10 protein-coding genes are annotated in these 13,798 nt (G+C 67.4%); 5 read left to right on the forward strand and 5 right to left on the reverse strand.

Going from position 1 to position 13,798, the window contains the following annotated elements:
- Positions 1 to 2: 2 nt before the first annotated feature.
- From ACR81A_RS05715 to hpaH, 3 genes are all read right to left on the reverse strand, one after another.
- Positions 3 to 1,487: a fumarylacetoacetate hydrolase family protein gene (locus ACR81A_RS05715; protein WP_440313132.1), complete on the reverse strand. Its 1,485-nt coding sequence runs from the start codon at positions 1,485 to 1,487 to the stop codon at positions 3 to 5.
- Positions 1,488 to 1,655: 168 nt separating this feature from the next.
- Entirely contained in the window at positions 1,656 to 2,477 is an 822-nt protein-coding gene (locus tag ACR81A_RS05720; protein WP_440312965.1) for an HpcH/HpaI aldolase family protein, read from the reverse strand.
- On the reverse strand, positions 2,462 to 3,247 hold the full coding sequence (gene hpaH, locus ACR81A_RS05725) for a 2-oxo-hept-4-ene-1,7-dioate hydratase (RefSeq protein ID WP_202382028.1): 786 nt from the start codon (positions 3,245 to 3,247) through the stop codon (positions 2,462 to 2,464). The genes ACR81A_RS05720 and hpaH overlap by 16 nt, the downstream gene beginning before the upstream one ends.
- Before the next feature lie 301 nt (positions 3,248 to 3,548).
- Here hpaH and ACR81A_RS05730 point away from each other — a divergent pair, with 301 nt between their 5' ends.
- The 5 genes from ACR81A_RS05730 to ACR81A_RS05750 all read left to right on the forward strand — a co-directional run bounded on the left by ACR81A_RS05730 (position 3,549) and on the right by ACR81A_RS05750 (position 11,020).
- Positions 3,549 to 5,084: an ABC transporter substrate-binding protein gene (locus ACR81A_RS05730; RefSeq protein WP_202382029.1), complete on the forward strand. Its 1,536-nt coding sequence runs from the start codon at positions 3,549 to 3,551 to the stop codon at positions 5,082 to 5,084.
- Positions 5,085 to 5,159: 75 nt separating this feature from the next.
- Positions 5,160 to 6,101 carry an ABC transporter permease gene (locus tag ACR81A_RS05735; RefSeq protein WP_202382030.1) on the forward strand — a complete coding sequence of 314 codons (942 nt, stop codon included), beginning with the start codon at positions 5,160 to 5,162 and terminating at the stop codon, positions 6,099 to 6,101.
- Positions 6,098 to 7,945, forward strand: a complete 1,848-nt coding sequence (locus tag ACR81A_RS05740; protein ID WP_440312966.1) for a dipeptide/oligopeptide/nickel ABC transporter permease/ATP-binding protein — start codon at positions 6,098 to 6,100, stop codon at positions 7,943 to 7,945. Before ACR81A_RS05735 ends, ACR81A_RS05740 begins: the two co-directional genes overlap by 4 nt.
- A complete protein-coding gene (locus ACR81A_RS05745; protein ID WP_440312967.1) occupies positions 7,942 to 8,766 on the forward strand; it encodes an ABC transporter ATP-binding protein in 825 nt (274 codons plus the stop codon). Before ACR81A_RS05740 ends, ACR81A_RS05745 begins: the two co-directional genes overlap by 4 nt.
- Positions 8,767 to 8,872: 106 nt before the next feature.
- Positions 8,873 to 11,020 (forward strand): DEAD/DEAH box helicase, encoded by a 2,148-nt coding sequence (locus ACR81A_RS05750; protein WP_440312968.1) that lies wholly within the window; start codon positions 8,873 to 8,875, stop codon positions 11,018 to 11,020.
- An 835-nt stretch (positions 11,021 to 11,855) separates the two neighbouring features.
- Here ACR81A_RS05750 and ACR81A_RS05755 read toward each other — a convergent pair.
- Together ACR81A_RS05755 and ACR81A_RS05760 are read right to left on the reverse strand one after the other, a co-directional pair.
- Complete coding sequence (locus ACR81A_RS05755) at positions 11,856 to 12,242, reverse strand: nuclear transport factor 2 family protein (protein WP_202382034.1); 387 nt, start codon at positions 12,240 to 12,242, stop codon at positions 11,856 to 11,858.
- A 73-nt stretch (positions 12,243 to 12,315) separates the two neighbouring features.
- The gene (locus ACR81A_RS05760) at positions 12,316 to 13,728 is read right to left on the reverse strand and encodes an aldehyde dehydrogenase family protein (protein ID WP_440312969.1); all 1,413 of its coding nucleotides are present in this window, start codon (positions 13,726 to 13,728) and stop codon (positions 12,316 to 12,318) included.
- Between the last annotated feature and the right edge of the window lie 70 nt (positions 13,729 to 13,798).

Consider the following 13,798-nt stretch of genomic DNA (forward strand, 5'->3'; position numbering starts at 1 on the left):
GGCTATTCCGCACCCGTCTCGGCTTCGTACCGCGCGCGCCATTCGGCGTTCATCGGGAAGAGCCCGTCCACTGCGTGCCCCTCGGCGACGCGGTCGGCGACCCAGGCATCAGCGCGCTCCTGCGCAGCCGCCTCGGCAGCGACCTCGGCGAGCAGGAAAGGCGGGATCACGAGCACGCCGTCACGGTCGCCCATGATGATGTCGCCGGGCTGCACTGCGGCTCCGCCGCACGCAATGGTGACGTCGGTCTCCCACGGCACGTGGCGCCGGCCCAGCACGCTCGGGTGGGCGCCCTGCGAAAAGACCGGAATGTTGAACTCTTGCACGGCGGCAAAGTCTCGCACGCCGCCGTCGGTGACGATGCCGGCGGCCCCGCGGACCTGAGCCCGCAGCGCGAGCACGTCGCCGACAGTGCCGGTGGAGGGGATGCCGCGTGCCTCGACGACGAGCACCTCGCCCTCGTTCACGGTGTCGAACGCGCGCTTCTGCGCGTTGAAGCCGCCTCCGTGCGCCTTGAACAGGTCGGGGCGGAAGGGGATGAAGCGAAGGGTCTTCGCCGTGCCGAGGATGGTGTCGCCCTCGTGGTTCGGGTACACGCCATCGATAAAGATGTCGACGTAGCCGCGCTTGCGCAGCGCGGCCGACACGGTTGCGACGGCGACGCCCTCAAGCTGCGCGCGAATCTCGGGGGTAAGCACCTGAGCGGGGGTGCCCTCGAGCGGGGTCGCGCGGCCTGCGGCGACCGCTGCAGCGTGCTCCTCCTCGCTGCCCCACGCCTCGACGCGCTGCAGATCGTCGGTCTTCGGGGTGTTGCCGAAGTCGCCGAAGGCGGTGGTGCCCTGCGTGACCGTGGTGACGAGTCGCCCGGTGGTGGGGGCGCCCGGCGCATTCGGGGCGTCCACCTCAACCTCGACAACATCGCCGGGTAGCACAACGGAGGATCCCGCGGGGGTGCCGGTGAGGATCACGTCGCCGGGCTCGAGCGTCATGTGCTGCGAGAGATCTGCAACGAGCTGACCGAAGGGGAACTTGAGGGTGTCGCTCGTGTCGTCCTGAACGAGTGCGCCGTTTACCCAGGTGCGCACGCGCCAGGCGTCCTGAGTAATGCCGTCGGTCGCGATCGCCGCGGGGCCGATCGGCGTGAAGCCGTCGCCGCCCTTGTTGCGCACGTTCGACCCCTTGTCTGCGGCGCGCAGATCGTACAGGCCGAAATCGTTGGCTGCCGTGACCTGCGACACGTAGTCCCAGCCGTCCTCGGGGGATACCCAGCGGGCCGTCTTGCCGATCACGAGTGCGATCTCGCCCTCGAAAGCGAGAAGCTCAGTTCCAGCCGGGCGCTCGATGGTGCCACCGGTGGGGGCGAGCGACGAGGTGGGCTTGAAGAAGTAGGAAGGGAATGCAGGCGTGCGGCCGCGCTGTGCGATCCGCGACGGGTAGTTGAGGTGCACGGCAATGATCTTGCCGGGGGTCTCGATTCCGTACGTCATGGCTACCTCGCTCATCTCGTTGTATTTCTTATCGTATACGATCCGCTGGGGTTTGTGAAGACCCGTCGGAAGTGTGTGAATTTCGGTGATTGGGATCGGGGCTGTGCCCAGACCGGCCCTTGCCCGCGGCGGGCGGGGCTGACGGAACGGGCATCAGCGTGCGGGGTGCTAGTAGCTTGCCCGGGCCGCGCCCGCGTTGCCGCCGGTAAAGCGTTCAACGAGTGCCTCGGTTTGGCGGGCCAGGATGGCCACGTCCGCGCCAACCGCGACGAAAGAGGCGCCGGCCTCGATGTATCGCTCGGCGTCCGCGGGGACAAACGCGTTGACTCCTACCGGCTTGCCCACTGCGACTCCCGCGCGGATGGCGCGCAGCACATTCTCCACGACATCCGGGTGCGCCTGCTGTCCCAGCAGCCCCATCGATGCCGCCAGATCCGACGGGCCGACAAAGATCGCGTCCACGCCGTCGACCGCAACGATTCGTTCGACGTCCGCTACGGCCACCGCCGACTCGATCTGCATGGTGAGGCTGATCGTCTCGTCCGCGCGACCGAGATACCCCTCAACCCGGTTCCAGCGGGCCGAGCGGGCGAGCGCCGAGCCCACGCCGCGCACCCCGCCCGTGGCGGTGCCGTCGGGATACCGTACCGCGCGCACAATCTGCCCGGCCTGCTCCGCGGAATCCACCATAGGGATCAGGAGGTTCTGTGCACCGAGGTCGAGGTACTGCTTAATCGTGACTGTGTCGCCGAAGGGTGGCCGCACGAGCGGCGCGACCGGGTAGGCCGACATTGCGTACAGCTGGGCGAGCACCGACTCGAGGCCGTTGGGGGAGTGCTCGGCGTCGAGCAGTACCCAATCGCAACCGCTGCCCGCAACGATTTCCGCGGTGACGGGGCTGCCTGCGCAGGCCCAGAGGCCGATGAGCGGCCGCTCGGAGGCGTCGAGTCGCGTGCGGAGGGTGGCCGGAAGCTCTATACGAATCGGCATGTCACCGACCCCAGCTCGTTGTAGTCCGCGTGCACCGTGTCGCCGCGCTCCACCCACATGGGCTTCGTGAACGAGCCCGCGAGGATGATTTCGCCGGCCTCAAGGGACTGGCCGTGCTGTGCAAGCTTGTTGGCGAGCCAGGCAACGCCCATCGCCGGGTGGCCGAGCACCGCTCCGGCAACGCCCGAATCCTCGATCGTCTCGTTGCGGTAGAGCAGCGCGGGTACCCAGCTGAGATCCACCTCGTCGACCTTCACGGGACGGCCGCCGATCACCATTGCACCCATCGCGGCGTTGTCGCTGATCGTGTCGACGATCGTGCGGCCCTCGAGCTCGAGGTGCGAGTTCAGTACCTCGAGTGCGGGGACGACATACGCGGTCGCGTCGAGCACGTCGAAGATCGTCGTGCCGGGGCCGGAGAGCGGCTTGCTGAGCACGAATGCGAGCTCAACCTCGATGCGCACATTGGAGTAGCGGTCGAACTCGAGCACGGAGCCTGACTCGAAGACCATGTCGTCGTGGATGACACCGTAGTCGGGCTCCGAGATGCCCGTTGCCACCTGCATCACCTTCGAGGTGAGGCCGATCTTGTGCCCGACAAGCTTCGCGCCCTGCGCGATGCGACGATCCGACCACACCTTCTGGATGGCGTACGAGTCTTCGATCACCATGTCGGGGTAGCGACTGGTGAGCTTCGGCAGTACCGCGCGGTCGCGATCTGCCTGCACGAGCTCCTCGGCGATGGCGTCAATCTGGGTCTGGTCGAGCACGGGGCCTCCTTTGGTCGTACTTCGAATCGTATACGATCCCGATCCGGGTGCCAATGGGTCACGCGGCTGTCGCGAAAAAACTCCCGGTGCGCCGGGTGTGTGCGCCGTCGCAAAATCGTTATTCTCGGACCGTAGACGAAAGTTTGCTTTTTTAGTCAACGTTCGTAGAATGAAAGCGACGGCACGCCGAAGTGACGTCCATCACAACGCGGGGGACACCTGTTCGCGGCGGAAATGCGATGGCAACGCAACGGAGCCTCATCCCATCAGCACAAGTCCGAAACCGAGAGAAGTAGACACGATGAAGAGAACACTCACGGGAATCGCCGCGCTCGCCGCTGCGACGCTCGCGCTCACGGCCTGCTCGGGCGGGGGCGGGGCGGCCACCGGCGGCGGCGATGATGCCGCAGCCAAGCCGCTCAGCATTGGCAACTTCCTGGACCTCACGTCCTGGGATCCGTCACTCGCCGACGTGGGCTTTGACGGCCCCTATCTGTCGGCCATCTACGACCCGCTCGTCGCGATCGACGGTTCCGGCGAACCTCAGCCCGCGCTCGCTACCGGCTGGGAGATCTCCGACGACTTCAAGACCATCACGATGGACCTCCGCAGCGACGCGAAGTTCTCGGATGGCGAGGCGTTCGACGCCGCCGCCGCAGTGAAGAGCCTCGAGTACCTCCAGCAGGGCGCACGGTCACAGGAGGCCTACCAGAAGGTGGAGAGCTTCGAGGCAGTCGACGAGGATACGATCGCGATCCACCTCACGCAGCGCGACGACACCATCCTCTACTTCATGGGCCTCGGCCGCAGCTACATGATGGCGCCGGACGCGATCGACGCCGGGACGCTCGCGGAGACTCCAGTGGGATCGGGGCCGTACACGCTCTCGGCCGACTCGGTGCCGGGTGCCGAGTACCGGTTCGACAAGGTGGCCGATCACTGGGCAGCAGCCGACTTCCCGTTCGATCCGCTCTCGGTGAGCCCACTGTCTGATGCGACGGCAATGCTCAACGGCATGGAGAGCGGCCAGTTCAACGTGATCTACGGCGACAAGACCGCCATGGATATGGCGCCCGATCGCGGGTGGAACGTGGCCACGGGGCTCTCCATGTGGGTCGGCCTGCAGTTCAGCGATCGCGCCGGCGCCACCGAGATGGGCAAGCCGCTCGGTGAGCTCAAGGTGCGCCAGGCGCTCAACGTCGCGTTCAACGGGCCCGAAATGGTGGAGACCATCGCACAGGGCGTTGGTGAGGCAACCAACCAGGTGTTCCCGGTGGGCACGCCGGGCTACGTCCCCGCGCTCACGGGCAAGACGAAGCCGAGCATCGAGACAGCGAAGCAACTGCTCGCCGAGGCGGGCTACGCCGACGGTTTCGACGTCACTATGCCGATGGCGCCGCCCTTCCAGCCCTGGCAGGCCATCGTCGAGCAGACATTTGGCGAACTCGGCATCGGTGTGACTTGGAAGGAGACCGATTTCATGCAGTACATGTCGGTCGCTCCCGAGTACCCGATGTTCGTCGGCGTGATCGCGATGGATTCGAACCCGATCGCCACGGTTGAGCGCCAGATCGCGAAGCCCCAGTGGTACAACCCGACCCCGGGCCTCGACGCATTCCCCGAGGTCAAGGCGCAGGTCGACACCGTGTTCACCGCGGCTCCGGGTGAGGAGCAGACCGCGGCGGTGGAGAAGCTCAACGAGCTGGTCACCGACAACGCGTTCTTCTCGGTGTGGGCGCAGTCCACGAACACCTACATCTCGGCCGGTGAATTCACCGTCACGCCGGTCACCGGCATGATGTTCCCCACCCTTCGACAGATCGCTCTCTCGAAGTAAGCGTGCGGGGTGGGGCCGCACGCCGGCCCCACCCCGAACGCCCCATCGACCCGTCATCCCACTCCCGGAGACCCGATGCTCACCTTCACTCTCAAACGGCTCCTGTCCGGCGTGATCCTCTTGGTCGCCGTCGCGACGGGCACCTTCTTCCTCGCGCACGCCGCGATCCCGGACCCGACGCTGGGCCTGCTTGGCAGCGCCGCCACCCCCGAAGCTCAGGCCACGCTCGCGCAGCGCATCGGCACTGACCGTCCACTGCTCGTTCAGTTCGGCGAGTGGTTCGGCGGCCTCTTCCGCGGCGACCTCGGCGTCTCCTGGAAAAACTTCCAGTCGGTCGGCTCCCAGCTCGCGCTGAAGCTTCCCGTGACGCTCTCGGTGGTCTCTGTCGCGATCCTGCTGTCCGCGCTCCTCGGCGCAGTCCTCGGCGTGGCCGCCGGGCTCCGCCCAAACACCTGGCTCGACAAGATCGTGAAGGCTGCCGCGGTCATCCTCTTCGCGCTCCCCGGCTTCTGGGTGGCGCTCGTGCTCGTCATGACCTTCGCCGTGAACCTGCGCTGGTTCCCCGCGGTCGGCTACGTCGCGCCCACGCAATCGGTGGGCGGCTGGGTGCAGTCGATCACGCTGCCGGCCATTGCGCTCGCGCTGGGCGCCATCGTCATGATCGCCGAGCAGCTGCGCAACGCGATCATCCAGGCGGACACACAGGACTACGTGCGCACCCTTCGCAGTCGGGGCCTGCCGCCCTGGCGGGTGGTGCTGCACCTGCTGCGCAACGCGGCCCCTGCGTCGCTCACCGTGCTCGCGCTCATGTTCGTCGGCCTGCTCTCCGGGGCGATCATCGTCGAGCAAATCTTCGCACTGCCCGGCATCGGGCCGCTCACGCAGGCCTCCTCGCAAAACGGCGATATTCCCATGCTGCTCGGGATCACGGTGATCACTGTCGTGTTCGTCGTCATCGTCAACTTCCTGCTCGATATCCTGCTCGGCTGGATTAACCCGAAGGCGCGTGCGAAATGACCACTCCGCTCTCAGACACGATCGATACGCGTGGGGGACGCCGCGAGGCGCTCTTCCTGCGCCTGGTGAAGCGCCCGGCCGGCGCGATCGCACTCGGTGTGCTTGCGCTCGTGGTGCTCGTCGGCGTACTCGCGCCCTGGCTCGCCCCCTATGACCCGAACCTCGTCGACCTCTCAATCACGCGCGCGCACCCGAGCGCCGCGCACTGGCTCGGCGGCGATACGACCGGCCGTGACGTTGCAAGCCGCCTGATCTGGGGCACGCAGATCACCCTGTGGGGCGCCCTCGTGGCGATCTGCACCGCGCTCGTGATCGGTGTGCCCGCGGGGCTCGCCGCCGGCTACTACGGCGGACGGATGGATCGCATCAGCACGTGGATCAGTGACGGTCTGCAGTCGATCCCCGGCATGGTGATTCTGCTGATCGTCGGCGCGAACACGGGCAACAACTTCAACCTCCTCATGATCACCGTCGGCGTGTTCATGGCGCCGGGCTACTTCCGCTTGACGCGCTCCACCGTTCTTGCGGTGCGTGGCGAGGCCTACGTCGACGCCGCGCGGGTAGCGGGGCTCTCGGACCTCCGCATCATGGGCCGCCACATCATCACGCAGGTCACCGCGCCGATCGTCATTCAGTCTGCGCTCACCGCCGGCATGGCGATGGGCATGCAGGCCGGTCTCCAATTCCTTGGCATTGGCGGCGGCACCACCCCCGGGTGGGGCGCCGCGATGAACGAGGGCTTCAAGGTGATGCGCACGGATCCGCTCCTGCTACTGTGGCCCTCGATCGCGCTGGGAATCACGATCGCGGCGCTCGCGGTGCTCGGCTCGACACTCGCCGATGTGATCAGCGTGAAGACGCCGACGCTCTCTCGTCGTGAACGCCGCCGCATCGCCGCGGAGAACGCCGCGAAGCTCCCCGCTGGGGCATCGACCACCACCACAGGCTCGATCTCGGTGGCCGCGGTCGACTCCGCGGTGCGGCTTGAGAACCTGCGCGTGAGCTACGAGACGCCCGCGGGGGAGGTCGAAGTGGTGCACGGCATCACGCTCGACGTCTCGCCCGGCGAGGTGGTGGGCATTGTCGGCGAGTCCGGCTCCGGGAAGTCGCAGACCGTGTTCTCGATGCTGGATCTCCTGCCGAAGTCCGGCTACTACACCGCGGATGCGATCTGGATCGGCGGCGAGGACGTGACCACGCTGTCGCGCCGTGACCGCGCCCAACTGCTCGGGCACGAGATCGGGTACATCCCGCAGGAACCGATGACGAATCTGGATCCGTCGTACACGATCGGGTATCAGCTGGTCGAGCCACTGCGTGCCGTCCACGGCATGAGCAAGGGCGAAGCGCGAGCGCGCGCACTCGAGGTGCTCGGCCGGGTCGGCATCGTCGATCCCGATCGAGTGATGAAGTGCTATCCCCACGAGCTCTCGGGCGGAATGGCGCAGCGCGTGCTCATCGCCGGTGCGATCGCCGGCCGCCCCTCCGTGCTGGTTGCAGACGAGCCGACCACCGCGCTCGATGTGACAGTGCAGGCTGAAGTCCTCGAACTGCTCCGCGAGCTGCAGCGCGAGGGGGACATGGCGCTCGTCATCGTCACCCATAACTTTGGTGTGGTCGCGGATATCTGTGATCGAGTGGTGGTGATGCGCGACGGCAGCATCGTCGAGATTGACGATGTCGGGCCCATCTTCGAGCACGCCGAGCAGCCATACACGCGCGAGCTGATTGCCGCCTCGCTCGACACCGCCGCGAGCCGCGCAGAACTCGACGCGGCCCACGCCACCATCAGTTCATCCGCAGCGACGGTCGACGCCGCTTCCCACGAGGGGGTTTCCCGATGACCGAGTTTGCTCCGCTCCTCTCCGCCCGCGATGTCGTCGTGGAGTACGGGAGCAAACGCAAGCCCAACCGTGTGCTGCACGAGGTGTCCTTGGACGTTGGTGCGGGGGAATGCGTCGGCCTCGTTGGCGAGTCCGGTTCGGGCAAGTCCACGCTGGGGAAGGCGATCCTGGGGCTGGTGCCCGTGGCAAGCGGCTCGATCAGCTTTGCGGGGCGAGACATCACGCACGCCACACGCGCCGAGCGGCGTGAGCTCGCCGCCGACATCCAGGTCGTGTTTCAGGATCCCTACGGCTCGCTGAACCCCCAGCTCACCATCGGGGAGATTCTTGCCGAGCCGCTGACCGCGGGCGGCGTGGATCGCGCCGCGGCTCGACGCACAGTCGCCGAGATGCTCGATCGCGTGCGGCTCCCCGCTGGGGTGATCGACCGGCTGCCGCGAGAGTTCTCGGGCGGCCAACGGCAGCGCATCGCGATCGCGCGTGCGCTGGTGCGCGAGCCGAAGCTGATCATCTGCGACGAACCGGTGAGCGCGCTCGACCTCACGACCCAGGCCACGGTGCTCGAGTTGCTCATCGAACTCCAGCGCGACACTGGCGTGGCGTATCTCTTTGTGTCGCACGACCTCGGCGTGGTGCGTCGCATTTGCCATCGTGTCGCCGTGATGACGCGCGGCGAACTCGTTGAGGTGGGGGACGGAGAGCAGGTGACGCGCGCGCCGCAGCATCCGTACAGCCAGCGTCTGCTCGCCGCGTCCCCCGTGGCCGACCCGGTGCGCCAGGCCGAGCGGCGCGCGGCGTGGCTGGAACTGCGCGCCGGGTGAACCGTGCGCCAGGCCGCGCGTACGCCTCGAAGCCCCGGCGATCCGCCCCGTCTCAGGTCACTGCGGCGGGGCGGTACGCTACCACCTTTTCCCGGGGTAGACTAGTATGATGACCTCTTCTGAGAATGCCGCGCCCGAAGCTGGCGCGACCGCAACCCCCGACACCACTGAGGGCGAGCGCATCACCTTCGCCGAGCTGGGCCTCGCACCCGAGGTGCTCCGCGCCGTGACCGAGGTTGGCTACGAAACGCCGTCGGCCATTCAGGCCGCCACCATTCCGGTTCTGCTTGAAGGGCGCGACGTTGTCGGCCTCGCGCAGACCGGTACCGGCAAGACCGCAGCCTTCGCGCTTCCCGTCCTTTCCCGTATTGAGCCCGGCCAGGGTGTGCCCCAGGCCATCGTTCTGGCCCCCACCCGCGAGCTCGCGCTCCAGGTGTGCGAGGCCTTTGAGAGCTACGCCACGCACCTTCCCGAGGTGCACCTGCTGCCCGTGTACGGCGGCCAGGCCTATGGCCAGCAGCTGTCCGCACTGCGCCGTGGCGTGGACATCGTGGTCGGCACCCCCGGCCGCATCATGGACCACCTGAAGCGTGGTTCGCTCGACCTGAGCCAGATCAAGTACCTCGTGCTCGACGAGGCCGATGAGATGCTCAAGATGGGCTTCGCCGAGGACGTAGAGACGATCCTTGCCGAGACGCCCGAGGAGAAGCAGGTCGCTCTGTTCTCCGCGACGATGCCGGCGCAGATTCGCCGCATCTCCCAGCAGCACCTGCGCGACCCGCAGGAGATCAAGATCGCTGGGAAGACGCAGACGAGCTCGAACATCACGCAGCGCTACAACGTCGTCTCCTACACGCAGAAGCTCGATGCGCTCACGCGAATCCTCGAGGTCGAAGACTTCGACGGCCTCATCGTCTTTACCCGTACCCGTGGTGACTCAGAGCAGGTGGCTGAGAAGCTGCGCGCCCGTGGCTACTCCGCGGCCGCGATCAACGGTGACATCGCGCAGAACGTGCGCGAGCGCACGGTGCAGTCGCTGAAGGACGGTCGACTCGACATCCTGGTGGCCACCGACGTTGCCGCCCGCGGGCTCGACGTTGAGCGCATCAGCCACGTCATCAACTACGATCTGCCGATCGACACCGAGTCGTACGTGCACCGCATTGGCCGCACCGGCCGCGCCGGCCGCACGGGCGACGCGATCAGCTTTGTGACCCCGCGCGAGCGCCGTCTCCTCAGCGCGATCGAGAAGGCCACGAAGCAGCCGCTCACGCAGATGCCGCTGCCCGGCGTCGACGAGGTGAACGCTACGCGCCTGTCGCGCTTCGACGACGCGATCACCACGGCGCTCGGCGAGACCGCGCGCATCGATCGCTTCCGCGACATCATCGCGCACTACGTGCGGAACCACGACGTGCCGGAGCCCGACGTCGCCGCCGCCCTGGCTGTTGTCGCGCAGGGTGACACTCCGCTGCTCCTCACCGAGGACGATGATCGTAAGTTCGAGCGCGACCGCAAGCAGGCCGCACGCTTCCTCGAGGAGGGTGTGAGCGGTGGCCGTGGCGACCGTCCCGCGCGCGAGGATCGGGGCCCGCGCGAGCGTCGCACTGACCTCAAGATGTACCGTATCGAGGTGGGCCACCGCCAGAAGATCAACCCCGGTCAGATTATCGGCGCGATCGCGAACGAGGGTGGCCTCACCCGCGACGACTTCGGTCGCATCCAGGTGCGCGACGACTTCTCGCTCGTCGAGCTGCCGGCCGACCTGTCCGGTGAGGCGCTCGGGAAGCTCTCGGAGACCCGCATCAGCGGCAAGCTCATCGAGCTCAAGGAAGATCGCGGCCCGCGCGGTGGCGGCGATCGCGGCGGAGACCGCGGTGGCTACGGCCGCTCGGACCGCGGCGGCGACCGTGGTGGCCGTGGCGGGTACGACCGCGGCGATCGCGGCGGTGACCGCGGCGGTCGTGGTGGCTACGACCGCGGAGACCGTGGCGGCTATGGTCGCTCGGATCGCGGCGACCGCGGTGACCGCGGTGGATACGGCGGCGACCGTGGGGGCCGCGGCGGGTACGACCGTGGCGATCGCGGCGGAGATCGTGGGGGCTACGGCCGCTCCGATCGTGGCGACCGCGGTGGTTACTCGGACCGGAACGATCGTGGCGGTGACCGCTACGGGAACGATCGCGGCTATGGCTCCGATCGCCGCGACGATGGTGGCAACCGCGCTGATGGCAAGCGCAAGCCACGCTGGTAACATCACGCAGTAGTGCAGCGCCCGGTGGGGGATTCCGCCGGGCGCTGCGTCGTCTCCGGGGGCGCGCTTTCTGCGCACGGCCGAGCGCGCTGGTGATTCGCGAGCGGGCGTCAATCTGAAGAATTTCGAAAAGATCAGATGAAGATGAGGGTAACCTAAACAAATCGGGTACAGTGGCCTGTGTGAACCCGCGTTCCCTGACGCGGCTGCACCAGACGTCCGCCGAAAGTGAGCCCCGATGAACCTCAGCCCGAAGCCGGACCGCACGCTGACTGTGTGGGACGGAGACGAACAGCTGCGTTACAGCTTCGCCGACTGCATGCGCTACCACGGCCCGGAGTTCCCCGGAGGAGTCGCGCACGCTTTTGCCGCCTTGGCCCGCGCCCTCCCAGAGCTCGCAGCGCGCACACCAGGCGGCAAGGTTGATCGGCGGAGCGTTCACGTGCGCACCCCCTTCGCCGGGCCCGGCGCCCGAGATACTTTCGAGCTCGTCACCCGAGCAGCTTCGAGCGGGCGCTACGAGGTGGTGCCAGAGCTCGCGCGCCCCGAACGTGGTGCCACCCTCGCGCGATACCTGTTTGAGGTCAGCGCGGGGGAAGTGCACGTCACCTGTGTGCTCCGCGAGGACGGGGTCATTGATCCCGAGTACCTGGAGCTCAGCGAGCGCGCCGAGAAGACCCTTGCCGAGCTTGAGCAGCTCGAGGCACTCGAGGCTGAGATGCGCGAACGGGTTCTTGCGGGCGCGCCAGCCGAGATTTACCGACTCGAGTACTCGGTGAGCGCACCCGGGCGAGCGGCCACAGCGATCGAGCCGCAACCGGAGCCCGCCGGTGGGCTAGTCGACGGTTGTGAACACCTTGCTCGCAATACGCCACTCGCCATCGCGCAGAACCAGTCCGAAGTGATTGCGGAAGTTGGCACCGAGGAACTGGCGCTCATCGAGCACCGCGTGCGCGATACTGCCCGTCACGACAATCCCGTGGATCTCCGCACGGTACTCCGCTCCCGCGGGCGCGGCCGTCGCGATCACGTTCGCGGCGAAGTCGGCACCGCTCATCGTGACGTAGTCGGGGCCTAGGTACCCCCACATCACGGCGTCCGCGCTGAACGCATCGCGCACCGCCGCGGGGTCTGCGGCAACGCACCCGTCGACGTAGCGCTGCACTGCTGCTCGAACTGCGGCCTCCGCGGCATTCTGGGGGGACGATGACTCCTGCGACATGTTGCGCTCCTCGTGTGTCGATACAGCTGTGCGGGCGCGACCTCCTGGCCGCGCCCGCACCTGGGAAAAGAAACTAGCCGCTGATCACGTGCGGCTCGGCGACGGCCTTCAGGCCCTCGACACCGAACTCGCGGCCGTATCCCGACTGCTTTGTCCCGCCGAAGGGGATCATCGGGTGCAGCCCGCCATGCGAGTTGATCCAGGTGGTGCCGGCCTGGAGGCGCGCAGCCACCGCGAGCGCCCGCTGGCGGTCGCTGGACCAGACGGAGGAGCCCAGGCCCACCTCGAGCTCGTTCGCGAGGCGCACGGCCTCGTCAACGTCGGAGTACCGAATGATGGGCAGCGCCGGGCCGAACTGCTCCTCGAGCACCAGCTCCTGGTGCGGATCGATGTCGGCGATGAGTGTCGTGGGGTAGAAGTTCCCAACGGCCTCGCGATCGGGATCGCCGCCGAGCACCACGCGAGCGCCAGACGCCTTTGCGGATTCGACGAGCTGATCGACCACGTCGAACTGCGCCCGGTTTTGCAGCGGGCCGAGCACGTTCTGCTCGTCAAGCCCCACACCCATCGGCACCGCGGCCGCGACCTTCGCGAGCTCGTCGACAATGGCGTCGTAGATCGAGTCGTGCACGTAGAGACGCTTGAGTGCCGCACAGGTCTGCCCGGTGTTGATGAACGCACCCCAGAACAGATCCTCCGCGATGGCCTTCGGATCGGCATCGGGCAGCACGATGCCCGCGTCGTTTCCGCCCAGCTCAAGGGTGAGGCGTGTGACATTCGCCGCGGAGGCCTCGATGATCCGCTTGCCAACAGGCGTCGAACCCGTGAACATGATCTTGCCGATCTTCGGGCTGCGGGTCAGCGCATCGCCGACGGTGCGGCCGGGGCCGGGCACGATGTTGAGTACGCCCTCCGGCAGCACCTGATTCATCACGGCGACGAGCGCGACCACGGAGAGCGTGGTGGTCTCGGCCGGCTTGATCACCACAGTGTTGCCCATGCGCAGCGCGGGCACAATCTGCCAGATCGAAATCATCATGGGCCAGTTCCACGGTGAGATCGCGCCGACCACGCCGAGGGGGCGGTAGTGCATTTCGGCATACCCGGACTCGTCGTCGACGAGCACCTCAACGGGCAGCGGGGTGTCAGCCGGGGTGCGCGTCCACGCGACGCAACCGCCCACCTCGAACCGCGCGTTGGGGCCGTTGAGTGGCTTGCCCTGCTCGCGCGAGAGCAGCTCGGCGAGCGGTTCGGCCGACGCCTCGATCGCATCGGCGACGCGGTGCAGGATGGCGCTGCGCTCGGCATCGGGAAGCGCCGCCCATGCCGGCTGCGCAGCCTCGGCTCGGTCGATGGCCGCTTCGAGCGCCGCGACGTCCTGCACGGGTGCGGTGCCGATCAGCTCGCCGGTCGCGGGGTCAAAGACCTCGCGGGTCTCGCCCGAGCTCGGGGTGATGGCCGCAAGCAGGCTGTCGTAGGTTTCCATGGATCCTCCACTTCGAGTCCGGTAGGTAGTCTCAGGCTACGCGCGCCGCGCGCCCCTGTGCTTGACTCGG

The sequence above is a fragment of the Leucobacter chromiireducens genome (assembly GCF_051993095.1).
Classification (GTDB): Bacteria; Actinomycetota; Actinomycetes; order Actinomycetales; family Microbacteriaceae; genus Leucobacter; species Leucobacter chromiireducens.

What these genes read in the sequence shown, in the direction of transcription:
- ACR81A_RS05715 (WP_440313132.1), bottom strand. Translation starts at nt 1,487, where the DNA reads ATGACGTACGGAATCGAGACCCCCGGCAAGATCATTGCCGTGCACCTC.
- ACR81A_RS05720 (WP_440312965.1), bottom strand. Translation starts at nt 2,477, where the DNA reads ATGCCGATTCGTATAGAGCTTCCGGCCACCCTCCGCACGCGACTCGAC.
- ACR81A_RS05730 (WP_202382029.1), top strand. Translation starts at nt 3,549, where the DNA reads ATGAAGAGAACACTCACGGGAATCGCCGCGCTCGCCGCTGCGACGCTC.
- ACR81A_RS05735 (WP_202382030.1), top strand. Translation starts at nt 5,160, where the DNA reads ATGCTCACCTTCACTCTCAAACGGCTCCTGTCCGGCGTGATCCTCTTG.
- ACR81A_RS05740 (WP_440312966.1), top strand. Translation starts at nt 6,098, where the DNA reads ATGACCACTCCGCTCTCAGACACGATCGATACGCGTGGGGGACGCCGC.
- ACR81A_RS05745 (WP_440312967.1), top strand. Translation starts at nt 7,942, where the DNA reads ATGACCGAGTTTGCTCCGCTCCTCTCCGCCCGCGATGTCGTCGTGGAG.
- ACR81A_RS05750 (WP_440312968.1), top strand. Translation starts at nt 8,873, where the DNA reads ATGATGACCTCTTCTGAGAATGCCGCGCCCGAAGCTGGCGCGACCGCA.
- ACR81A_RS05755 (WP_202382034.1), bottom strand. Translation starts at nt 12,242, where the DNA reads ATGTCGCAGGAGTCATCGTCCCCCCAGAATGCCGCGGAGGCCGCAGTT.
- ACR81A_RS05760 (WP_440312969.1), bottom strand. Translation starts at nt 13,728, where the DNA reads ATGGAAACCTACGACAGCCTGCTTGCGGCCATCACCCCGAGCTCGGGC.